The organism is Mycolicibacter sp. MU0102 (assembly GCF_963378105.1).
GTDB classification, from domain to species: Bacteria; Actinomycetota; Actinomycetes; order Mycobacteriales; family Mycobacteriaceae; genus Mycobacterium; species Mycobacterium holstebronense.
The window spans coordinates 4143644-4164867 of the sequence record NZ_OY726398.1 but is presented as its reverse complement, the minus strand read 5'-3'; the positions used below and the strand labels follow the sequence as shown (position 1 = coordinate 4164867).

General features: G+C 66.5%; 20 protein-coding genes. 10 read left to right on the top strand and 10 right to left on the bottom strand.

Annotated elements, in window-relative coordinates:
• Positions 1–14: 14 nt before the first annotated feature.
• The 4 genes from ipdE2 to fadD3 are packed head-to-tail and all read right to left on the bottom strand — an operon-like array spanning position 15 to position 4606.
• The gene (gene ipdE2 / locus RCP37_RS19640; protein WP_308484636.1) at positions 15–965 is read right to left on the bottom strand and encodes an acyl-CoA dehydrogenase IpdE2; all 951 of its coding nucleotides are present in this window, start codon (positions 963–965) and stop codon (positions 15–17) included.
• Complete coding sequence (locus RCP37_RS19635; RefSeq protein ID WP_308484635.1) at positions 966–1931, bottom strand: acyl-CoA dehydrogenase family protein; 966 nt, start codon at positions 1929–1931, stop codon at positions 966–968. It lies immediately after the preceding gene.
• Positions 1928–3061 (bottom strand): acyl-CoA dehydrogenase family protein, encoded by a 1134-nt coding sequence (locus RCP37_RS19630; protein ID WP_308484634.1) that lies wholly within the window; start codon positions 3059–3061, stop codon positions 1928–1930. The genes RCP37_RS19635 and RCP37_RS19630 overlap by 4 nt, the downstream gene beginning before the upstream one ends.
• Entirely contained in the window at positions 3062–4606 is a 1545-nt protein-coding gene (gene fadD3 / locus RCP37_RS19625) for a 3-((3aS,4S,7aS)-7a-methyl-1,5-dioxo-octahydro-1H-inden-4-yl)propanoate--CoA ligase FadD3 (protein WP_308484633.1), read from the bottom strand.
• A 106-nt stretch (positions 4607–4712) separates the two neighbouring features.
• On the opposite strand from fadD3, the gene ipdE1 reads away from it, so the two are divergent.
• Genes ipdE1 through RCP37_RS19600 form a run of 5 tightly spaced genes read left to right on the top strand, consistent with a single transcriptional unit; the run spans position 4713 to position 9089 of the window.
• Positions 4713–5861 carry an acyl-CoA dehydrogenase IpdE1 gene (gene ipdE1 / locus RCP37_RS19620; RefSeq protein ID WP_308484632.1) on the top strand — a complete coding sequence of 383 codons (1149 nt, stop codon included), beginning with the start codon at positions 4713–4715 and terminating at the stop codon, positions 5859–5861.
• On the top strand, positions 5858–6661 hold the full coding sequence (ipdF, locus tag RCP37_RS19615) for a (5R,7aS)-5-hydroxy-7a-methyl-1-oxo-2,3,5,6,7,7a-hexahydro-1H-indene-carboxyl-CoA reductase (protein WP_308484631.1): 804 nt from the start codon (positions 5858–5860) through the stop codon (positions 6659–6661). Before ipdE1 ends, ipdF begins: the two co-directional genes overlap by 4 nt.
• 4 nt (positions 6662–6665) lie before the next feature.
• Positions 6666–7244 (top strand): TetR family transcriptional regulator KstR2, encoded by a 579-nt coding sequence (kstR2, locus tag RCP37_RS19610; RefSeq protein ID WP_308484630.1) that lies wholly within the window; start codon positions 6666–6668, stop codon positions 7242–7244.
• Positions 7245–7257: 13 nt separating this feature from the next.
• Positions 7258–8412 carry a steroid 3-ketoacyl-CoA thiolase FadA6 gene (gene fadA6 / locus RCP37_RS19605; RefSeq protein WP_308487160.1) on the top strand — a complete coding sequence of 385 codons (1155 nt, stop codon included), beginning with the start codon at positions 7258–7260 and terminating at the stop codon, positions 8410–8412.
• An 11-nt stretch (positions 8413–8423) separates the two neighbouring features.
• Positions 8424–9089 (top strand): TetR/AcrR family transcriptional regulator, encoded by a 666-nt coding sequence (locus RCP37_RS19600; RefSeq protein WP_308484629.1) that lies wholly within the window; start codon positions 8424–8426, stop codon positions 9087–9089.
• A gap of 18 nt (positions 9090–9107) precedes the next feature.
• On the opposite strand, the gene RCP37_RS19595 is transcribed toward RCP37_RS19600, so the two are convergent.
• Positions 9108–9713: a TetR/AcrR family transcriptional regulator gene (locus RCP37_RS19595; RefSeq protein ID WP_308484628.1), complete on the bottom strand. Its 606-nt coding sequence runs from the start codon at positions 9711–9713 to the stop codon at positions 9108–9110.
• Between the two features lie 86 nt (positions 9714–9799).
• Between RCP37_RS19595 and RCP37_RS19590 the strand changes: the two genes are divergently transcribed.
• Together RCP37_RS19590 and RCP37_RS19585 are read left to right on the top strand one after the other, a co-directional pair.
• Positions 9800–10486: a DUF899 domain-containing protein gene (locus RCP37_RS19590; RefSeq protein ID WP_308484627.1), complete on the top strand. Its 687-nt coding sequence runs from the start codon at positions 9800–9802 to the stop codon at positions 10484–10486.
• A 34-nt stretch (positions 10487–10520) separates the two neighbouring features.
• A complete protein-coding gene (locus RCP37_RS19585; protein WP_308484626.1) occupies positions 10521–10910 on the top strand; it encodes a VOC family protein in 390 nt (129 codons plus the stop codon).
• Positions 10911–10922: 12 nt separating this feature from the next.
• On the opposite strand, the gene ipdC is transcribed toward RCP37_RS19585, so the two are convergent.
• Genes ipdC through echA20 form a run of 4 tightly spaced genes read right to left on the bottom strand, consistent with a single transcriptional unit; the run spans position 10923 to position 14372 of the window.
• Positions 10923–11993, bottom strand: coding sequence for a (3aS,4S,5R,7aS)-5-hydroxy-7a-methyl-1-oxo-octahydro-1H-indene-4-carboxyl-CoA dehydrogenase (ipdC, locus tag RCP37_RS19580; RefSeq protein WP_308484625.1), 1071 nt, complete (start codon positions 11991–11993; stop codon positions 10923–10925).
• On the bottom strand, positions 11990–12742 hold the full coding sequence (gene ipdB, locus RCP37_RS19575; RefSeq protein ID WP_308484624.1) for a cholesterol ring-cleaving hydrolase subunit IpdB: 753 nt from the start codon (positions 12740–12742) through the stop codon (positions 11990–11992). The genes ipdC and ipdB overlap by 4 nt, the downstream gene beginning before the upstream one ends.
• Positions 12739–13617 carry a cholesterol ring-cleaving hydrolase subunit IpdA gene (gene ipdA / locus RCP37_RS19570; RefSeq protein ID WP_308484623.1) on the bottom strand — a complete coding sequence of 293 codons (879 nt, stop codon included), beginning with the start codon at positions 13615–13617 and terminating at the stop codon, positions 12739–12741. The genes ipdB and ipdA overlap by 4 nt, the downstream gene beginning before the upstream one ends.
• A complete protein-coding gene (gene echA20, locus RCP37_RS19565) occupies positions 13614–14372 on the bottom strand; it encodes a (7aS)-7a-methyl-1,5-dioxo-2,3,5,6,7,7a-hexahydro-1H-indene-carboxyl-CoA hydrolase (RefSeq protein WP_065039185.1) in 759 nt (252 codons plus the stop codon). Before echA20 ends, ipdA begins: the two co-directional genes overlap by 4 nt.
• A 68-nt stretch (positions 14373–14440) precedes the next feature.
• Here echA20 and RCP37_RS19560 point away from each other — a divergent pair, with 68 nt between their 5' ends.
• The 3 genes from RCP37_RS19560 to RCP37_RS19550 all read left to right on the top strand — a co-directional run bounded on the left by RCP37_RS19560 (position 14441) and on the right by RCP37_RS19550 (position 17307).
• Entirely contained in the window at positions 14441–15205 is a 765-nt protein-coding gene (locus tag RCP37_RS19560; protein ID WP_308484622.1) for an SDR family oxidoreductase, read from the top strand.
• Between the two features lie 13 nt (positions 15206–15218).
• Positions 15219–16124, top strand: coding sequence for an SDR family oxidoreductase (locus tag RCP37_RS19555; RefSeq protein WP_308484621.1), 906 nt, complete (start codon positions 15219–15221; stop codon positions 16122–16124).
• Positions 16125–16467: 343 nt separating this feature from the next.
• Positions 16468–17307 (top strand): fatty acid desaturase, encoded by an 840-nt coding sequence (locus RCP37_RS19550; RefSeq protein WP_308487159.1) that lies wholly within the window; start codon positions 16468–16470, stop codon positions 17305–17307.
• Positions 17308–17348: 41 nt separating this feature from the next.
• Here the strand turns inward: RCP37_RS19550 and RCP37_RS19545 are convergent, their stop codons facing one another.
• Entirely contained in the window at positions 17349–20591 is a 3243-nt protein-coding gene (locus tag RCP37_RS19545; protein ID WP_308484620.1) for a helix-turn-helix transcriptional regulator, read from the bottom strand.
• Between the last annotated feature and the right edge of the window lie 633 nt (positions 20592–21224).

Here is a 21224-nt window from a genome sequence, read left to right as displayed (position 1 = left end):
TACCGTACGGGCCTTCAGACCACCTCGGCCTGCAACCGGCGAAGATGGTGTGCCGGCTGGCCAAAGAGTTGCGAACTTCCGTGTGCGCGTTTGAAGTACAGCTGGATGTCACTTTCCCAGGTGATCGCGATACCGCCGTGCAGCTGCACCGCCTCGCCGGCCACCTTGGAAAACGCCTCGCTGGCGACCACGCGCGCCAGCGCGGCCGAGGTCGCCGACGGCTCGGCGATGGCGTCGTCGACAACCGCGCGCGCGGCCGACACGGCCACATACAGGTCGGCCATCCGGTGCTTGAGCGCCTGGAAGCTGCCGATCGGCCGGCCGAACTGCACCCGGCTCTTGGTGTACTCCACGGTCAGCTCCAGGCAGCGGGCCGCGGCGCCGATCTGCTCGGCGGCCGACAGGATCGCCGCGTAGTCCGCGATGCCGGGGTCGTCGCCGATGGGCGCGGTGGCGGTGGCGGTGATCCGGCCCAGGCGCCGGGTGGGGTCCATGGTGGCCACCGGCTCGGTGCTGAATTCGGTCCAGCGCTGCAACTGGCCGTCGCGGGCGCCCACGACGATGTCGGCGATGTCACCGTTGGCCACGGTGTTGTCGTCATCGAAGACGACCGCTCCGATCGCGCCGCCCTCGGCCAGCTGCTCCAGCGTCGCGGCGTCGGGCTCGGGGGCGGCCAGCAGCGCCAGCTCGGCCAAGATGGTGCCCAGCAGCGGGGTGGGAACCAGTGCCTTGCCCAGTTCCTCGAGAACGACTGCGGCATCACCCAGTTCGCCGCCGGCGCCGCCGAGCTCCTCGGGCACCACCAGGGCGGCGGCGCCGACCTGCTCGCACAGCAGCTGCCACAGGGATTCGTCGTAGCCGCGCTCGGACTCCATCGCCACGCGCACGGCTTCGGGTGTGGCGTGCTTGTCGACCAGTGCAGCCACGGTCTGGCGCAGCAGGTCGCGTTCGTCGTTACGGGCCACTTAGATCGCCTCCAACACTCGACGCCGGTGCGCGGTCGGATCCCCCCACGCGGGACGCAGGGCCTGCACCCGCAGCAGCCACAGTGACAGGTCGCACTCGCTGGTGAAGCCGATGGCGCCGTGGGTCTGCAGCGCCGAATGCGCGGCCAGCAGGGCGGCGTCGGACGCGGCAACCTTGGCGGCGCTGACGTCGCGGGCGGTGTCGGGGGAGCTGTCCGTGAACGAGAGTGCCGCCCCGTACACCAGGGGGCGGGCCAATTCGAGCGCGATGTGCACGTCGGCGAGCTTGTGCTTGATGGCCTGGTAGCCGCCGATCACTCGACCGAACTGGGTGCGCTGCTTGGCGTAGTCGACCGCGGTGTTCAGCATCGCCTGCCCGGCCCCGATCAGCTGCGCGGCGGTGGCCAGGGCACCCATCTCGTAGGCGCGGGCGGTGTCGGCGTTCCAGGTGTCGCCGGTCGCGGTCACGTCGAAGACGCCGCGGCTGGGGTCCACCGAGGCGTGACGGGTGCCGGCCTGTGCGATCGACGCCGTCCCGTTCTCGGCCAGCAACACCAGGTCGGCGGCTTGAGCGTCCAGGGCCCGCGGAGTGTGCGGCGGCAGTGCCACCGTGGCGATCAGCTCACCGGCGGCGAGGGCGGCCAGCTGCGACCCGGCATCAGGTGAGCCGGCCAGCAGAATCGGTGCCACCGCGATGGACTCCACCACCGGCCCGGGCACGCACCAGCGGCCGAGCGCCTCGATGGCCAACACCAGGTCGACGGGATGGGCGCCGATGCCGTCGAACTCCTCCGGCACCGCCAGCGCGGTCACGCCGAGCTCGGCCAGCTGATTCCAGACCTGACGGCCCCGCTCGGCGTCACCCTGCGACCAGGCGCGCACCGCGCCGGGCACGTCGGCGGCACCCAGGGCGGCGTCGATGCTGGCCGCAAAGTCGCGCTGCTCTTGGTCTAGATCGAATTTCATTTCTTCTCCCGGGGCAGGCCCAGCAGCCGCTCGGCGATGATATTGCGCTGAATCTCGTTGGTGCCGGCGTAGATCGGGCCGCCGAGCGAGAACAGGTAACCGTGAGTCCAGGCGTCGGCGAGTTCGCCGTCGGCGCCGCGGATGTCCAGGCCGGTCTGGTGCAGGGCAACGTCGAGGTCGGACCAGAACACCTTGGTCACCGAGGATTCCGCGCCCAGCTCACCGCCGGCAGCCAGCCGGGTCACGGTGCCGAACGTCTGCAACCGGTAGGCCTGAGCTTTGATCCAGGCGTCGGCGACGCGGTCGGTGAACACCGGATCGCTGCCGTGCTGCTTCCACATGGCCGCCAACTTCTCGGCGCCCACCACGAACCGGGCCGGGCTACGCAGGCTCATGCCGCGCTCGTTGCTCGACGTGCTCATCGCGGCGCGCCAGCCTTCGTTCGGCACACCGATCACGTCGTTGTCCGGGACGAAGACATCGTCGAGGAAGATCTCTCCGAAGCCGGTCTCGCCGCCGAGCTGCTCGATGGCGCGCACGGTGATGCCGTCGGCCTTCAGGTCGAACATGAAGTAGGTCAGGCCGTGGTGGCGCTGGGCTTCGGGGTCGGAACGGAACAGACCGAAACCGCGCTCACCGAACGGGGCCCGCGAGCTCCAGATCTTCTGCCCGTTGAGCTTCCAGCCGCCGTCGACCTTGGTGGCCGTCGAACGCAGCGACGCCAGGTCACTGCCGGACTCCGGCTCCGACCACGCCTGCGCCCAGATCTCCTCGCCGCTGGCCATCTTCGGCAGGATGCGGTCCAGCTGCTCTTGCGTACCGTGCGCGAACAGCGTCGGCGCCAACATCGAGGTGCCGTTGGCGCTGGCCCGGCCGGGCGCACCGGCGCGGAAGTATTCCTCCTCGTACACCACCCACTGCAGCATGCTGGCGTCACGCCCGCCGTACTTCTTCGGCCAGGCGATCACCGACAGGCCGGCGTCGAAGAGCACCTTGTCCCAGCGGCGGTGCTGCTCGAATCCCTCGGCGGTGTCGTAGGACTCGGTCGGGAACTTGTCGGAGTTCGCGGTCAGGAAGTCGCGGACCTCCGAACGGAACTCCTCGACCTCTGCATCAATATTCAGGTCCATCTAGGCCCACTCTCTCAATTCATGCTTGACCACCTTGCCGCCGGGATTGCGCGGTAGGGAGTCGGTGAAGGTCACCGATCGCGGTGCCTTGAAGTTCGCCAAATTCTCACGGGCGTAAGCGATCACCGCTGCCTCGTCGAGCTTCGATCCGGGCCGGCGAACGATGAAGGCGCGGCCCACTTCGCCCATCCGTTCATCGGGTACGCCGATCACCGCCACGTCGGCCACGCCGTCGAGGCGGGCCAGTGCCTGCTCGATCTCGGCCGGATAGACGTTGAAGCCGCCGCAGATGTACATGTCCTTGAGTCGGTCGGTGATCCGCAGATTTCCAGCGGCGTCCACGGTCCCGATGTCGCCGGTGTGCAGCCAGCCCTGCTCGTCGATCGCTGCGGCGGTGGCCTCCGGGTCATCGAGGTAGCCGAGCATGATGTTGGCGCTGCGCAGCAGCACCTCGCCGGAATCCGCGTCGCCGCCAGTGCTTTCCAGACGCAGCTCGAAGTCACCGATAGGGCGCCCGCAGGTGGTGGCGACGGTGACGGCGTCGTCATCGGCGCGGCACATGGTGCCGAACCCGCCGGACTCGGTCAGACCGTAAGCGGTGAGCACGATGTCAATGTCGAGTTCGGTCTGCATCCGCTCGATCAGCACGACCGGGACGGTGGCCGCTCCGGTGACCGCGAACCGCAGCGAGCTCAGGTCGTGTTGGTCACGCTCGGGGTGATCCAGCAGGGTCTGGTAGATGGTGGGCGGCCCGGGCAGCACGGTGATCCGATGGGATTCGATGGCGCGCAGCGCACCGGCCGGGTCAAAGGTGACCTGCGGAATCAGGGTGGCTCCGGTCTGCAGGCAGGCCAGGATGCCGGCCTTGTAGCCGAAGTTGTGAAAGAACGGATTGATGCACAGGTAGCGGTCCTGCTCGGTCATCTGGCCGCACTGGGCCCAAGCCGCCGGGCCGGCCAGCGACTGCCGGTGCGCGCAGAGCACGCCCTTGCTGCGGCCGGTGGTCCCGGAGGTGAACAGGATGTCGGACAGATCATCGGGGCCAACGGCGGCGGCGCGCGCATCGACCTCGGCGGCCGGCACCGCGGCGCCGGCGGCGATGAACTCGTCCCAGGTTCCGTCGGCGACATCCACCGGAATCCGGATGACGTGCTGCAGGTCGGGCAGCTGGTCGCGGTCCAATTCGGTGAGCCGGTCGGTCTTGAGGAACCGGCCCATGCCGACCAGCACCTTGGCTTTGCTGCGGACCATGATGTCGGTGGCCTCGGCCGCGGTGTAGCGGGTGTTCAGCGGCACCAGCACGCCGCCGGCGTAGTGGGTGCCCAGGCAGGTGATCACCCAGTGCCAGGTGTTGGGCGACCAGAGCGCAACCCGGTCGCCGGGCTGCACGCCCAGGGCGATCAGGGCCGCGGCGGCGCGCCGCACTTCGTCGCGCAGGCTCGCGTAGGTGAAGCGTTTGTCCTCGGTGACCAGGGCGTCATGGTCGGGAAGCGCACGCGCGATGTGGTCCAGGGCCGCAGGTGTGGTCTGCGGTTCTGTACTCATAGGCGCTGCTCCTCCCCGTCGCTGAACTCTGCATCGCCGTCAGCGCGGGCTCCCTGGGCTCGACGGCTCGTAGCCGAGCAAGTGCTTGGTAGGTTAGCCTACAAGGGTGCAAGCAGTCGAGGAGTTCCGGGCTGAGGTCCGTGCATGGCTGGCCGAGAACCTGGTCGGGGAGTTCGCCGAGCTCAAGGGCCTTGGCGGCCCGGGGCGCGAGCATGAGGCTTTCGAGGAGCGGATGGCGTGGAACCGCCATCTGGCCGACGCCGGCCTGACCTGCCTGGGCTGGCCGGTGGAACACGGCGGGCGCGGCCTGTCGGTGGCACACCGGGTGGCGTTCTACGAGGAATACGCCAAGGCTGACGCGCCGGACAAGGTCAACCACCTGGGCGAAGAGCTGCTGGGGCCGACCCTGATCGCCTTCGGCACGCCCGAGCAGCAGCAGCGCTTCTTGCCCGGCATCCGCAATGTCACCGAGCTGTGGTGCCAGGGCTATTCCGAGCCCGGCGCAGGCAGCGACCTGGCCAATGTGGCCACCACGGCCGTTCTCGACGGCGATGCGTGGGTCATTAATGGCCAGAAGGTGTGGACGTCGCTGGCGCACCTGTCGCAGTGGTGCTTCGTGGTGGCCCGCACCGAGAAGGGCTCCAAGCGGCACAACGGCCTGTCTTACCTGTTGGTGCCGTTGGACCAGCCCGGCGTCGAGATCCGGCCGATCGTGCAGCTCACCGGCACCTCGGAGTTCAACGAGGTGTTCTTCGACGACGCCCGCACCGACGCCGACCTGGTGGTCGGGGAGCCCGGTGACGGCTGGAAGGTCGCGATGGGCACGCTCACCTTCGAGCGTGGCGTGTCGACACTGGGCCAGCAGATCCGTTACGCCCGTGAACTGTCTTCGCTGGCTGAGCTCGCGGCGCGCAACGGTGCCGCCGACGACCCGTTGATTCGCGAGCGGTTGACCCGATCCTGGGTCGGCCTGCGGTCGATGCGGTCCTACGCGATGGCCACCATGGACGTCGAGCAGCCCGGTCAGGACAACGTCTCGAAGCTGTTGTGGGCCAACTGGCATCGCGACCTGGGTGAGCTGGCCATGGACATCATCGGGCGTGACTCGATGGTGCTGCGCGATGGCGAGTTCGACGAGTGGCAGCGGCTCTACCTGTTCACCCGCTCGGACACCATCTACGGCGGGTCGAACGAGATTCAGCGCAACATCATCGCCGAGCGGGTTCTCGGCCTACCCCGGGAGGCAAAGGGATGACCTCGACGTCCAAGGATCTGTCCAAGACACCGGAAGAGATCGCCGGGCACGGCCTATTGGCGGGCAAGACGGTTCTGGTGACCGCCGCCGCAGGCACCGGGATCGGCTCCACCACCGCGCGGCGCGCGCTGCTCGAAGGCGCTGACGTGGTGGTCTCCGACTACCACGAGCGCCGCCTCGGCGAGACCCGCGACGAGCTGGCCGGCCTCGGGCTGGGCCGGGTCGAGGCGGTGGTCTGCGACGTCACCTCCACCGCTGCGGTGGACACGCTGTTCGACGAGGCGGTGGCGAAGATGGGCCGGCTCGACGTGCTGGTCAACAACGCCGGACTCGGTGGGCAGACCCCGGTCATCGACATGACCGACGACGAGTGGGACCGCGTGCTCAACGTGACGCTCACCTCGGTGATGCGGGCAACCCGGGCGGCGCTGCGCTACTTCCGGGGCGTCGAACACGGTGGGGTGATCGTCAACAACGCCAGCGTATTGGGTTGGCGTGCACAGCATTCGCAGTCGCACTACGCCGCGGCCAAGGCCGGCGTGATGGCTCTGACGCGGTGCAGCGCGATCGAGGCCGTCGAATACGGGGTGCGGATCAACGCCGTCTCGCCGTCTATCGCCCGGCATAAGTTCCTGGAGAAGACCAGCTCGTCCGAACTGCTGGACCGCCTTGCCGGCGACGAGGCGTTCGGCCGGGCCGCCGAGCCGTGGGAGATCGCCACCACCATCGCGTTCCTGGCCAGCGACTACTCCAGCTACCTGACCGGCGAGATCATCTCGGTTTCCAGCCAGCGCGCCTGATGCCATGACGCGCCGTGACGAACTCCTGACCCTGGCGGCGACGATGATCGCCGAGCGTGGCCTGCGCGCCACGACTGTGCGCGACATCGCCGACGCCGCGGGGATCTTGTCCGGCAGTCTGTATCACCACTTCTCGTCCAAAGAGGAGATGGTCGACGAGGTGCTGCGCGACTTTTTGGACTGGCTGTTCGCCCGGTACCAGCAGATCATCGACAGCGAAAGCGATCCGCTGGAGCGCCTCAAGGGCCTGTTTCTGGCCTCGTTCGACGCGATCGAGCATCGGCACGCCCAGGTCGTCATCTACCAGGACGAAGCCAAGCGGCTGTCGTCCCACGAACGGTTCTCCTACGTCGATGAACGCAACCGTCAGCAACGTAAGATGTGGCTTGACGTGCTGCAGCAGGGCATTGAAGCGGGATGTTTCCGGCCCGACCTCGACGTCGACCTGGTCTATCGCTTCATCCGCGACACCACCTGGGTATCGGTGCGCTGGTACTCCCCGGGTGGTCCATTGACCGCCGAACAAGTCGGCAGACAATACCTCGCCATCGTGCTGGGTGGCATCACCAAAGAAGGAGTCTGAAATGGCCGCACAAATCTCTGAAGCGTACGTCATCGATGCTGTTCGCACCGCCGTCGGCAAGCGCAACGGATCGCTGGCCACCTATCACCCGATCGACTTGGGCGCGTTGGCTTTTCGTGGTCTGCTGGACCGTGTCGGCGTCGATCCGGCCGCCGTCGACGATGTGATCACCGGCTGCGTGGATGCCATCGGCGGCCAGGCCGGCAACATCGGCCGACTGGCATGGCTGGCCGCCGGCTACCCCGAAGGGGTGCCCGGGGTCACCGTCGACCGGCAGTGCGGCTCCAGCCAGCAGGCGATCTCGTTCGGTGCGCAGGCGATCATGTCGCGCACCGCGGACCTGATCGTGGCCGGCGGCGTGCAGAACATGAGCTGGATCCCGATCTCGTCGGCGATGGTCGTCGGCGAGCAGTTCGGCTTCACCTCGCCGACCAACGAGTCGAAGAAGTGGCTGGAACGCTACGGCGACGAAGAGGTCTCCCAGTTCCGCGGCGCCGAGATGATCGCCGAGCGCTGGGACATCTCCCGCGAGGATATGGAGCGCTTCGCGCTGCAGAGCCACCAGCGGGCCTTCACCGCGATCGCCGAGGGCCGTTTCGACAACGAGATCATCGACGTCGATGGTTTCCGGGTCGACGAGTGCCCGCGTGAGTCCACGCTGGAGAAGATGGCTTCGCTCAAGACGCTGGTCGATGGTGGACGGCTGACCGCTGCGGTGTCCAGCCAGATCTGTGACGGGTCGGCGGCGGTGCTGCTGGCCTCAGAAAGCGCAGTGCAGGCGCACGGTCTGACGCCCCGCGCTCGTATTCACCACATCAGTGCCCGCGGCGACGACCCGGTGATCATGCTGACCGGTCCGATTCCGGCCACCCGCTACGCGCTGGAAAAGACCGGCCTGAGCATCGACGACATCGATGTTGTCGAGATCAACGAGGCGTTCGCGTCGGTGGTGCAGGCCTGGATGAAGGAGTTCCCGATCGACCCGGCCAAGGTCAACCCCAACGGCGGGGCGATCGCACTGGGTCACCCGCTCGGGGCCACCGGGGCCAAGCTGTTCACCACCATGCTCAACGAGCTGGAGCGCACCGGCGGCCGATACGGGTTGCAGACGATGTGCGAAGGCGGGGGCACGGCTAACGTCACGATCATCGAGCGACTTGGCGGCTAAAATCGGGCTTTATGGAAAAGCCGACTCCGACGGCACCAGGGGGGCGCCGGATTCGCGGGCTCGACGCTGATCAGCGCCGAGCTCAGCGCCGTGAGCAACTCTTGACCGCTGCGTTCGAATTGTTCGCCCGAGATGGTTACGTCAACACGTCGATCGAGCAGATCTGCCAAACCGCCTACGTTGGTAACAAGGCGTTCTATGAACTGTTCGACAGCAAGGAAGACTGTTACCTGGCGCTGATGAACGAGATCGGCGTCCGCATCGAGGCAAGGGTCGAGGAGGAGTTGCTCCACGGCGCTCCCGACGAGGCCGAAGAGGCGACGGTGCGCCGCGTTCTCGAAGTGTTCGCCCACGAGCTGGTTGTAGACCCCCGGGTTGCGATCGTTGCGTTTCGGGAAAGCACCGGAATCTCGCCGCGGGTTGAGGCGCAACGGCGGGCCAACCGTAGATGGACGGCGAACTTTATCGAGTCGTTCTGGCGCAGCAAGGCCCACGCTGGCGAGAGCTTCGACTACCGGTCGATGGCTGTAGCCACTGTTGGGGGACTCTTCGAGATCATCGCCGAGTTCCTGCACCAGACCGACCCGCAGCGATCGGTGGACGACCTCACTCACGATCTCACCTCATTCGTGATCACGGTCACTAACGGGATCCACCGGCCCGCCCAAGCCAGCTGAACCCGCGCAGTCGCCGCCTCACGCCACCAGCCCGGCGATGATGTCGTCGACCGTTCGCCCTGCCAACGCGTCCAGGTCGGGGCGGGGGGCGCCGCGCAGCGGCCCGCGCAGGGCCAATTCGGCGAATCCATGCACCGCCGACCAGCACGGCCACTCTGCCCCCGCGCGCCGGTTCGCATGCAGCACACCGGCATCCGTCATCGCATCGAGTGCGTCGACCAGCGCGCGAAACGGTGGGGGGACTGCGTCGTCGTCGACCGAGGTGACTCCAGAGCCGAAGAAAGCCACGGTGAACCACCCCGGCTCGTCCAACGCGAATCCGATGTAGCCGAGTCCGACCGCGCGGAGCTGATTGCGCGCCCGGTGCTGCGGGGTGCCGCGCCGGCTCACCGGTGGGAGCATGCGCGCGGCCATTCGGTCTCCGATGGCGATCGCGACCGCCCTCAACAGCGCCTCACGGTCGGCGAAGTGGCGGTATGCGGCGTTGGGGGAGACCCCGACGCGCCGCGTCGCCTCCCGGACGGTAAGGGCCTCTGGACCGCCGAGCCGGGTCAGCTGCAGGCCCGCGTCGATCAGTGCCGCGCACAGATCGCCGTGGTGATAGCCGGCCTTTGTCGCAGTCACCTCTTGACAGCCCCCTCAGGTCGAAGTGTACGGTGTGAACATAACTAATGTGGACGCCGTACACATGACAATGGGGGTTTTCATCGATGACGGGTTTTCAGGCGCCGCCGGTCGTGGATAACCAGACCTGGCAACGGGAACTCGATGCGTTGCGTGCCCGGGAGAAGGCGGCCACCCGCGAACTCGACGCGATCGCCGCGCAGCGCCGGCGCCTGCCGATGGTCGCTATGGATGACTATGTGCTCGAAGGCGAGGGCGGGCCGGTGCGTCTGCATGAGGTGTTCGAGGGCAAGAGCCAACTGATCGTGTACCACCACATGTGGTCGCCGGGCCAGGAATGGCAGTGCCCGGGGTGCACCGGCTACACCTCGCAGTTCACCCGACTCGACTTCCTCTCGGCCTATGACGCACGGTTCGTGATCGTCACGCAGGGGCCCATCGACGAAGCGATCGCCTACCAGCGGCGAGTCGGCAACCAGATGGCCTGGTACAGCACCGCTAGCAGCCCGTTCGGGTCCGATGTCGGAGTGCCGCCGGGTGGTCAGTTCGCGGTGAATGTCTTTTTGCGCCAGGGCAATGCGGTGTACCGCACCTGGCACACCAACCACCGCGGGGTCGAACAGCTCAGCCACGTGTTTCCGTTGATCGACGTGCTGCCCTATGGGCGGCAGGAACAGTGGCAGGACTCGCCCGACGGCTGGCCGCAGGGCCCAACCTACGGCCGCTGGGCCAGCTCGCCGGAGATCGCCGAGCTATACGGCGTCAATTCGTAAGTGTCCCAACACTCCCCACCCCAGAAGGAGCATGATGAGCACTGCCAAGATCGGCCTGAAGACGATCAACCTTGTGTGCGTACCGACAGTTGAGCAGGACAAAGCGGTTGCGTTCTACGAGTCGTTGGGCTTCGAGAAGCGCACTGACGAAGAATTCGGTGGCGGTTACCGGTGGATCGAGGTTTACCCGCCCGAGGGGAACACCGGCATCGCACTGGCTCCGCCGCCGCCGGAGAGCGGTCCGGTCGAGCCGGTGGTCACCGGCATCACGCTGACCACCGACGACATCGAAGCGACGCACGCTGCGATACGTGAGCTCGGGGTCGACGTGGACGACCAGGTGGCCCGGATGGGCGACCCGGTTCCGCCGATGTTCTGGCTTCGCGACCCGACCGGGCACACCCTGATGGTGGTCGAGGTCTGAGCCCAGCGCCGCTCAGACGACGAATGAGTTGGCACTGCGCAAGTGCTCGACGGCCTCGTCGACGATTGAGGTGATCAGCTCGGCGCAGGACGGCAGGCTATCCAGGATGCCCGCCACCTGACCCGAGGCCAGCACGCCGGCTTCGGTGTTGCCTTCCACGAGACCGGCTTTGAGCAGCATCGGGGTGTTGGCGGCCATCAGCACCTGCGACCAGGTGAGTTCCTTGCCGTGCCGCATCGCCAGTCCGTCTTTGACCATGGTCGGCCAGCTCATCTGCGACATCTTCTTGAACTTCGCCGCGTTGCGGATGGCGGCGCTGAAACCGCGTGCCCGCGAGCCGCTTTCGAGCTTGTTCACCAGTTCAGTGCGCAGCACCCGGTGCGGCATCCCGTCGACCCGGGTGGACACCACGGTGCCGCTCAGGTCGGCGGCAAGGTAGCGCTGCTTGACCGCGTCCGGAACGGTGGAGTCGCTGGTCAACAGGAACCGAGTGCCCATGGCGACGCCGGTCGCGCCGTAGGACAGTGCGGCGGCCAGGCCGCGGCCGTCGAAGAAACCGCCGGCGGCGATCACCTGGACGTCGGTACCGGCGACGGCGTCAAGCACCGATGGAAGAAGCAGTGTGGTGGCTACCGGTCCGGTGTGGCCGCCGCCCTCGCCGCCCTGCACGATCACCGCGTCGGCACCCCAGGACGCGACCTTCTTGGCGTGCTTGGCCGCACCCACCGACGGGATCACCACGGAGCCGGCCTCTTTGAGCTTGGCGATCAACTCGGCCTTGGGGGCCAGCGCGAACGACGCCACCTTGACGCCCTCGCGGATCATCAGGTCCACCCGGTCGCCGGCGTCGGCGCCGTCGGCACGGATGTTGACCCCGAAGGGCTTGTCGGTGGCGGACTTCACCTTCTTGATGGCAGTAGCCAGCTCGTCGATCGTCATGGTCGCCGAGGCCAGGATGCCCAGACCGCCGGCGTTGGCGGTGGCCGAGACCAGTCGGGCGCCGGCCACCCAGCCCATCCCGGTCTGCACCACCGGGTGTTCGATGCCGACCAGTTCGGTCAGCGGGGTCTTCAACCGGCTCATGCTCTGACTTCTTTGTCCCGCAGCGACTTCGGGTCGATGACCTCGCGGATCAGCCGCAGCTCCTCGACCTCAGGCAACCGGGTCGTCACAGCGTCGGCCAGGCCGTGCACCTCGAACGAGGTGTTATCGGTGACCTCGTCGGCGGTGACGCCCGGGTGCAGCGAGACCGCACGCATCTGGTGGTCTGGGCCGTTGAAGTCGAACACCCCGAGGTTGGTCACCACCCCGCCCAGGTTGAAGAACCGGAACGCCGGGTTGGCCGGGTCCACCTTGTCGTAGCCGATGCCCGAGACGATGTCGACGGCCTCGCAGAACACCCGCGACGAGTGAGCGCCCACCCAGTAGCTGGTGGTGTGGTTGATGGTGTTGCCGGGTGCGCCGCGGACTCCGAACATCTGCCGGGTGGGCTGCTGCAGCGGGCCGAACGCCGACAGGTTCTGGTTGCCGTAGCGGTCGATCTGGTTGGCGCCCATGATCACATGGCGCCGGCCCCACGACAGGGTTTCGAAGACCCGGTTGAACGGCATCCAGCCCTCCAACGGCCCGACCTTGCCGATCGCCGGGGTGTCGGCCAGGATGCGGGCCTCCCCGTCGGTGAGCACCAGGTCGGGGGAGAAGGTGAGGCGGGCCAGCCGGGCGCCGACCGACGGCACCGTGGCCATGGGTGAGGCCATGATCTCGCCGGCGTCGCGGAACAGCTCGGCGCAGGCGACGGCGCAGATCTCAGCGCGAGTGGGTGAGTCGGTCATGCTTGTGCCTCCGCTCCGAATGCCTTAACCGCCGCCTGGTAGTCGTCTTCGCTACCGGACAGGTAGGTGGCCTTGAACTCCGCCCAGGTCTCATCGGACTTGGCGGCTTCGGCGTAGTGCCGCTGGAACTTCTCGTCGCGGCCGTAATCGGCTGCCCCGATGGTGAAGTGAGCGCCGCCCGGGGCCGCCACCACCTTGTCCACCATCATCCGGTTGATCACCTGGGTCTGCGGCGACGTGCTGGCGATCAGCTCTTCGGTGGGCACGATCTTCTCCACCGACAGGAACCGGCGCTGTGCCGACATCAGGAACAGGTCGTCGAAGTACGGGTCGATCCCGGTGTAGGCGGCGTTGCCGCGCTCATCGCCGATGTTCATGTGCACGAACGCGGCGTCCAGGTTCAGCGCCGGCATCGCGACCAGGGTCTCGTGCCCGCCCTCAACCGGGTACGGCGACGTGACGGTCTTGAGTTCGCCCTCCCAGAAGTCGATCACCGAGCTGCCCAGCCCGGCACGGATCGGCAGGAACGGCAGCCGCTGGGCGGCGGCCTGCAGCCCGCAGCGCAGCATGCCCTCGTCCATCTCGCGGGCCTCGATGGCACCGGTGGTGCGGGCCTTGGCGAACCACGGGTCGTAGAACGGCGCGGAGTCCAGCGAGACGAAACCGTAGTAGGCCCGGCGCACTTTGCCGGCCGAGCACAGCAGCCCCAGATCCGGTCCGCCGTAGGTGACCACGGTCAGATCCTTGACGTCGGTGCGCAGGATGGCACGGACGAACGCCATCGGCTTACGGCGCGAACCCCAGCCGCCGATACCGATGGTCATGCCGTCGCGCAGTTCGGCGACGGCGTTGTCGAGAGTCGTTACCTTGCTCATTTCTTGGCGCCCTTCTCGGTACCGGCGAACTCGTCGCGGTGCTCGTCGGCGACACCGGAGAGGTTGAGTTCAAAGGTGAAGCCCTGCTCCATGCGGTAGCTGGAGTTGACCTTCTGCACGTCGATGAGGTTGAGGGCTTCCTTGGCCGCCCGGATGACCCGGGTGTCCTTGGACGCAATATCGCGGGCTACCCGCAGCGCGGCCTCGTCGAGCTCGGCGCGCGGCACCACCTCGTGCACCGATCCGTACTGGTGCAGGGTGGCGGCGTTGACGGTGGCCGCGGTGTAGAACAGCCGGCGCATCATGTGCTGCGGCACCAACCGGGAGAGGTGGGTGGCTGCACCGAGGGCGCCGCGCTCCACCTCGGGCAGGCCGAACTTGGCGTCGTCAGAGGCCACGATCACGTCGGCGTTGCCGACCAGGCCGATGCCGCCGCCGACGCAGAAGCCGTTGACCGCGGCGATCACCGGCACCGCGCACTCGTAGACGGCCTTGAATGCCGCGAAGCAACCGCGGTTGGCATCGATCAGGGCGGTGAAGCCCTCGGTGTTCTGCATTTCCTTGATGTCCACACCGGCGTTGAAGCCGCGGCCCTCGGCGCGAAGGATCACCGCGTGGGTGGACATGTCGTTGCCGGCGGCGGTGATGACCTCGCCGAGCTCGAACCAGGCCCGCGACGGCAGGGCATTGACCGGCGGGTAGTCGACGGTGACCGCGACGATCCCCGGTTCGACGGTTTTGGATGTGATCGGCATGGGCGGACTTCCCTGTCGTGTTGGGGCCTTAGATACCTAAGCAAGCACTTGCTTGGTACGCTAGCACAGTGGGTGATGCGATCAACCTCGGATTGACCGGCAAGGTGGTCCTGGTGACCGGCGGAGTGCGCGGCGTCGGCGCGGGCATCAGCGCTGTCTTCGCCGATCAGGGCGCGACGGTGGTGACCTGCGCCCGACGCCCGGTGGACGGCTCGCCGTATGAGTTCCATTCCTGCGACGTCCGCGACGACGACGCGGTGAAGGGCCTGATCGAGGCGATCGTGGCCACCCACGGCCGGATCGACATCGTGGTCAACAACGCCGGCGGGTCTCCGTTCGCACTGGCCGCGGATGCGTCGGCCAACTTCAGTCGCAAGATCATCGAGCTGAATCTGCTGAGCGCCCTGCTGGTTTCGACGCATGCCAACGCGGTCATGCAGAGCCAGGACGGCGGGGGGTCGATCGTCAACATCACCAGTGTCAGCGGCCGACGGCCGTCACCGGGTACCGCCGCCTACGGCGCGGCCAAGGCCGGGGTGGACAGCCTGACCACATCATTGGCCGTCGAATGGGCGCCGAAGGTGCGAGTCAACTCGATCGTGGTCGGCATGGTCGAGACCGAGCAGTCCGAACTGTTCTACGGCGACGCCGATTCGGTGGCCGCCGTCGGCGCTACTGTGCCACTGGGCCGACTGGCTAAACCGTCTGAGATCGGTTGGACGGCAGCATTTTTGAGTTCTGATCTGGCGTCCTATGTCAGTGGCGCCAGCCTGACCGTGCATGGTGGCGGCGAGAAGCCCGCCTACCTCGACGCTTCCAGCGCTAACAAATAAGGAGACAACACACATGGCACTTCTCGACGGCCGCGTGGTCATCGTTACCGGAGCGGGCGGCGGAATCGGCCGGGCGCACGCGCTGGCCTTCGCCGCTGAGGGTGCCCGGGTCGTGGTCAACGACATCGGGGTGGGCCTGGACGGTTCGCCGGCCGGTGGGGGCAGCGCCGCCCAGAACGTGGTCGACGAGATCGTCGCCGCCGGTGGCGAAGCCGTCGCCAACGGCTCGAATGTCGCCGACTGGGGCCAGGCCGAGGCTCTGATCAAGCAGGCTGTCGACACCTACGGCACGCTCGATGTGCTGGTGAACAACGCCGGTATCGTCCGGGACCGCATGTTCGCCAACGCCACCGAAGAGGAATTCGACGCCGTCACCGCGGTGCACCTCAAGGGCCACTTCGCCACCATGAAGCACGCTGCCGCGTACTGGCGGGCCAAGGCCAAGGCCGGCGAAACGGTAGACGCTCGCATCATCAACACCAGCTCGGGCGCGGGCCTGCAGGGCAGTGTCGGGCAGGCCACGTACAGCGCCTCCAAGGCGGGCATCGCCGCGCTGACCCTGGTCGCCGCCGCGGAGATGGGCCGCTACGGCGTCACCGCCAACGCCATCGCCCCGTCGGCGCGGACCCGGATGACCGAGACCGTTTTCGCCGACATGATGAACACTCAAGACCAGGCCTTCGACGCCATGGCCCCGGAGAACGTCAGTCCGCTGGTGGTGTGGCTGGGCAGTGTCGAGTCGCGTGACGTGACCGGCAAGGTCTTCGAGGTCGAAGGCGGCAAGATCCGAGTCGCCGAGGGTTGGGCGCACGGCCCGCAGGCCGACAAGGGCTCCCGTTGGGATCCCGCCGAGCTGGGTCCGGTCGTCACCGATCTGCTGGCCAAGGCGCGGACACCGGTGCCGGTATACGGGGCCTGAGAGCCGGTAGGCCAAGAGGCCTGAAGGGCCCGTAGACCACCCCAAGAGGCCGTTGCGAGGACCAGCAGTTTTATACGCTGGCGTCAATAATGTGATAAACACGTTGCAGGACAACAGAGCGTAGTTGCCCGAGCCACATCGGGAACCAACGTAATCTTTCAGCTGCACTTGGTTTGGGCCCAGTAGTTTCGCAACTAGTGTTCTAGCTGGAGGTTTTGTGTTGTTGAGCGAGGTGCCGGACAGTTCGCGCGCGGCACCACGGCGCCGACGACACCCACACCCTCAGGAAGGCGTACCGAATTTCGCGTGGCCCACTTTTGGCCTCGCGGTTGGCGCTTTGGCGGTGTTCGTTTTCGTGGCCGTCGGGGTGGCTCGCGGAGCCATTCCGGCCTGGGTGGGCATCCCGCTGAGCGCCCTGGTCACATACGTGATGTTCTCGGTGGCGCACGAAGCCCTGCACCACTCTTTTTGTTCGGCGCGATGGGCCAATGCGGTGGTTGGCCGGGTGGCCTGGGTGTTCGTGGCGCCGTCGTTCTCGTTGCCGTCGTTCGGCTATGTGCACGGCGAGCATCACCGCCACACCAACGACGCTGACCGTGACCCGGACATGTTTGCCACTCACGCTCCCACCTGGCAGCTGCCGTTCCGCTGGGCACTGATGGATGTCTTCTACGCATGCTGGTACACCCGCAGGCTGTGGGGTCGGATGCAGCGTGATTGGCGGCGCCCGGCGGCCGAGCTCGGCGAAACAGCGGTGGCGCTCTCAGTAACGACCGCGATTGCCGTCGCGGCAATCGTCACCGATCACTTCTGGTTGCTTGCGGTTGTCGTGTTGATCCCGCAGCGCATCGCTATCTTCGTCATCGCGGCGGCGTTCGACTGGCTGCCGCATAACGGGCTCGCGGCGACGCAGCGAGAAAACATGTACCGTGCCAGCCGAGTCCGGGCCGGGATGGAATGGCTACTGGCACCGCTCATGCTGTCCCAGAATTACCACCTGATACACCATCTGCACCCGTGGTTGCCGTTTTATCGCTACCTTCCCGCGTGGCGGCGCAACGAGGACCTCTATCTGGAGCACAGCGTCGCTGTCACCACCCTGCTGGGCCGGGAACTGGACGCCGACGAGTTCCGGCGGTGGAAGAACTGGGAGCACGTCAGTCCCGAAGCTCCACCGGTCTAACAACTTCGCCGGTAAGGCTGCGCTGGCGATAGGCCAGTGGATCACATATGACGCGCCGCTTCTTGGGCGAGTTGCAAGCGGGACGAGATATCCAGCTTGGTGTAGATGTGGTTCAGGTGGGAATGCACGGTCCGCGGCGAGATGCCCAGCTTCGAGGCGATGTCTTTGTCGCGAAGGCTAGCGCTGACGAGCTGAATGACGTTGTGCTCGGCCGGGGTCAGCGAGGCCCAGCCGCTCGCCGGGCGCTTAGGCTCACCATTGCCTCCGCACGCGTACGCGATGGCGTCAGCCGTCGACAACCCCGAACCCGCTTTCCAGAGGCGATCAAAATCCTTCTGTGGCATCGCTTCTCGTAGCGCATTGACTGCGTCGGTGTATTCGGTGTTGTAGATCTTGGCGCGGACTGCGCCGGTGCGATCGCGGGTGCCGGCTGCCGAGCCGAACAACCGTACTGCGCGATGGTGCTGCTCTGCAGCGCAGGCCAGTGTTGCCAGCGATTCGATCAGATCGGGGACGGCCAGATAACCCTCGGTTTCTGCCGCGATCGTCAACGCGTCACGCGCGTCCCGCTCGGCCTGCTTCAGTTCGCCCTCGGCCATCGCCACCCGGGCTCGTATCTGCAGCAGCAATATCCGTTGGAATCCGGACCCCACCGCAAGCGCTTCGTCGGCCAGATGGCGCGCCGTGACCAGGTCACCGGACGCTAACGCGGCCCTGGCGACCGGATTGCCGTTTATCGCCCACAGTTGCGGCAGTGGACACGCATCAAACGCCGCCGCACCGGCGCCGAGTGCGCCGGCGGCATCTCCGGCGGCCAGTGACACGTCCACCACCGTCCCGAAGCTAACGGCACGGTGGAAATCGATGAGGTCCGCGGCGGCCTCGACGCATGCATCCGCCGCGGCTCGCGCCCCGCGGGTGTCTCCTTGGCACGCAAGGGCTTCGGCCAGGACCGCCAGACTCTGGGTGCTGAACAAGGGATCGTGCGCCGCCTCGGCTTCGACTGCCACGTTCCGGACGTGCGCGACGGCTTTGGTGAGTTCGCCGCGGTGAAGATGGGTCAACCCCAGACACAGACGGCACAGGCGCGAAACCGACCAGTCGCCGACGGCGTCGGCGAGGGCCTGTCCTCTTTTCGCGGCCGCGCGCGTGATGGTCAAGTCCCCAGCCACAAAGGCGGAATAGGCCTGCACTCCGTAGATCTGGCTCAATCGCCAGTCGTCGTTCAAAGCGGGAGACAGCTCGATGGCCCGGTCGAAGTAGGGCAGGGCGAGTTCGGGGCTGTAACTACAGGTGAAACCGCAGGCTGCCAGCGACCAGGCGAGCAGAGCGGGGTCATCGAGGCGCCGCGCGATGGAGACCGCCTGCTCGGCCTGGTCGACCTGGCCGTAATTCCCGGTCAATGCCTCGAAGATGGCTTTATCGGCAAGAGCGCGCGCACGCGCGGCAGGCGGCAGCGCGGCGGGTGCGGCGAGGACGGCGTCGAACCACGCCACTCCCTCCAAGGTCCGGCTATGGATCCACAGCGGGAATAACGATGCGGCAAGGCGCGCGGCAAGGTCGATATCGCCATGCGCACGACTCCAATTGAAGGCAGCCCTGAGGTTGTCGATCTCCAGCTCCGCTTGCTCGAAATCCCACCCGTAACCGGCGGCCGCCTTGGCTTCGAACAGAGCCGTGTAGTGATCACGATGGCGCGCCTGGATGGTCTCGGACTCCCCGGATTGCTCCAGCTTTTCCAGGGCGTACTGCTGCACTGTCTGCAACATCCCGAAGCGCGTCGCTTCCCCGGTGCTGTCGGCCACTAATAGCGACTTATCCACCAACTGGGTGACCTTGTCGATCACCTGGCCGCGCGGGAGATCGGTATCGCCGGCGACAGCATGCGCGGCGTCCAGGTCGAATCCGCCGACGAACGGCGCCAGCCGGCGAAACACCACGCGTTCGGATTCGCTCAGCAAGTCATGCGACCAGTCCTCTGAGGCGCGCAACGTCTGTTGTCGCGGCACCACTGTGCGCGCACCGCCGGTCAACAGCTGGAATCGCTCGCGTAGCCCGTCCGCTATCTCGGTGAGTGACAACGCCCGAACCCGTGTCGCCGCGAGCTCGATCGCCAACGGCACCCCGTCCAGACGCCGACAGATCTCGGCTACCAACGCGGCATCATCATTGGTGTCGGTAAAACCCGGTCGGACCAACCGAGCGCGCTGCCGGAACAACTCGACGGCCTCGTCGACCAGCGAGAGCGACGGAGTCGTCCAGGTCACCTCACCCGCCACCCCGATCGGTTCCCGACTAGTCGCCAGGATCGTCAGTCCCGCACTGGCGCCCAACAGCGTGGCGGTGAGCTGCGCGCAGGCATCCAGCAGATGCTCGCAGTTGTCCAGTACCAACAACAGGTGCCGGTCTGGGATGAAGCGCATGGGGGAATCAGCCGGGGATCGGTCCGGCCGATCGGGCAGGCCCAGCGTATGCGTTACGCGCTCGGGTACCAGGTCTGGATCAGTGATCGGTGACAGATCGACGCACCATGCGCCGTCGCGGTACTGGTCGGCCAACTCGTCGGCCAGTTGCAGCGCCAACCGGGTCTTGCCTACTCCTCCGGTGCCGGTCAACGTCACCAGACGGTTGTCGGCCACGAGACGCCGCAGCTCGGCCAACTCGGCCTCGCGTCCGACAAAACTCGTCAGCGGTGTCGGGAAATGTGGCTCGGCCACCGATTTTCCGGTTCGAAGCGGCGGAAAGTCGCCGACGAGGTCGCGGTGACAGAGCTGCGCCACGCGCTCCGGATACGGTATGCCGCGCAGCCGGTGAACACCCAGATCGACCAGCCAGGCCTCCAACGGCAGCCAATCAGCCGTCAGCTGCTGCGCAGTCTCCGACAAGACCGTCTGACCAGCATGGGCCAGGTCGCATAACCGCGCGGCGCGGTTCACGAGCGACCCGGGGTACGTGCTCGATTCGACCAGCGGTACCTCGTCGGCGTGCACCGCGATCCGCGGCCGGATTGGTGCCGAAGGCGTGCGCTGCAACGCCATAGCGCAAGCCACCGCGTCACTGGCATCGGCGAACCCGGCGGCGAACCGGTCGCCGTAGTCCTGCTCGATCAGACGGACACCGCGGTGGGCGGCAACCGACTCGGCCAGCGTGCGCTCCAGCCACTCGAGGGCGGTCGATAGCGACTCCGTCCCCGGCTGCCACTGTGGTCGAGTGCCCCCGCCGTCGACCACCAAGACCGTCCGCGCTACGGCGGACGGGAAACCTGCCTCGCTTGCGTTCGACAAGATGTACCGTCCCTTAAAGGTCACAATGCTCGCGCAAGCGGCCAGCACTCCTTCCCAGGATGGATGACCTGCGCAGCGGTACCTCTTGTTTCCCGACCATTACGCATTTGTACCGACACTTCTCGGGGCGCGCCACCGGTCGATTTTGGGCACTCTTACCGATGCTGTTCGAGGGCGCGCCGCGGACAGTGGCAGGGACGGGCTGTGCGTGCCTACTGCGCGCTGGACAGTGAACCTTCTTCGTAGGTGACCAGCTGTTCGCGAGCTGCCGATCGAGGGCAGCGGCGGTAAGGACCAGAGACAGCGGCCCGCTGTGGCCGTGGTCACGCCGGCGCGAAACGAGTCGCGTTCATTCGGCGTCTTGCAGCCACAATTTGGCGACTCCAGCAAATCTTTAATGGACCATTTCTATGGTATGAGCGCTCCTGTCAATAGCTTCCAAAAGCTAGGCAGGTACAACCACTCATTAAAATTACCTATGCAACAGTTAAAGCATCTAGAAAATGCGCTGAACTACCGAATGTGACGAGCGTCGCACGTCTGTGATCAATGTCTCAAAATCGCGCTCACCAGCATATTTGTCATGACATAGCGAGTCACAGAATATGCGTAAATGTGGCCTCCAGCACAGTT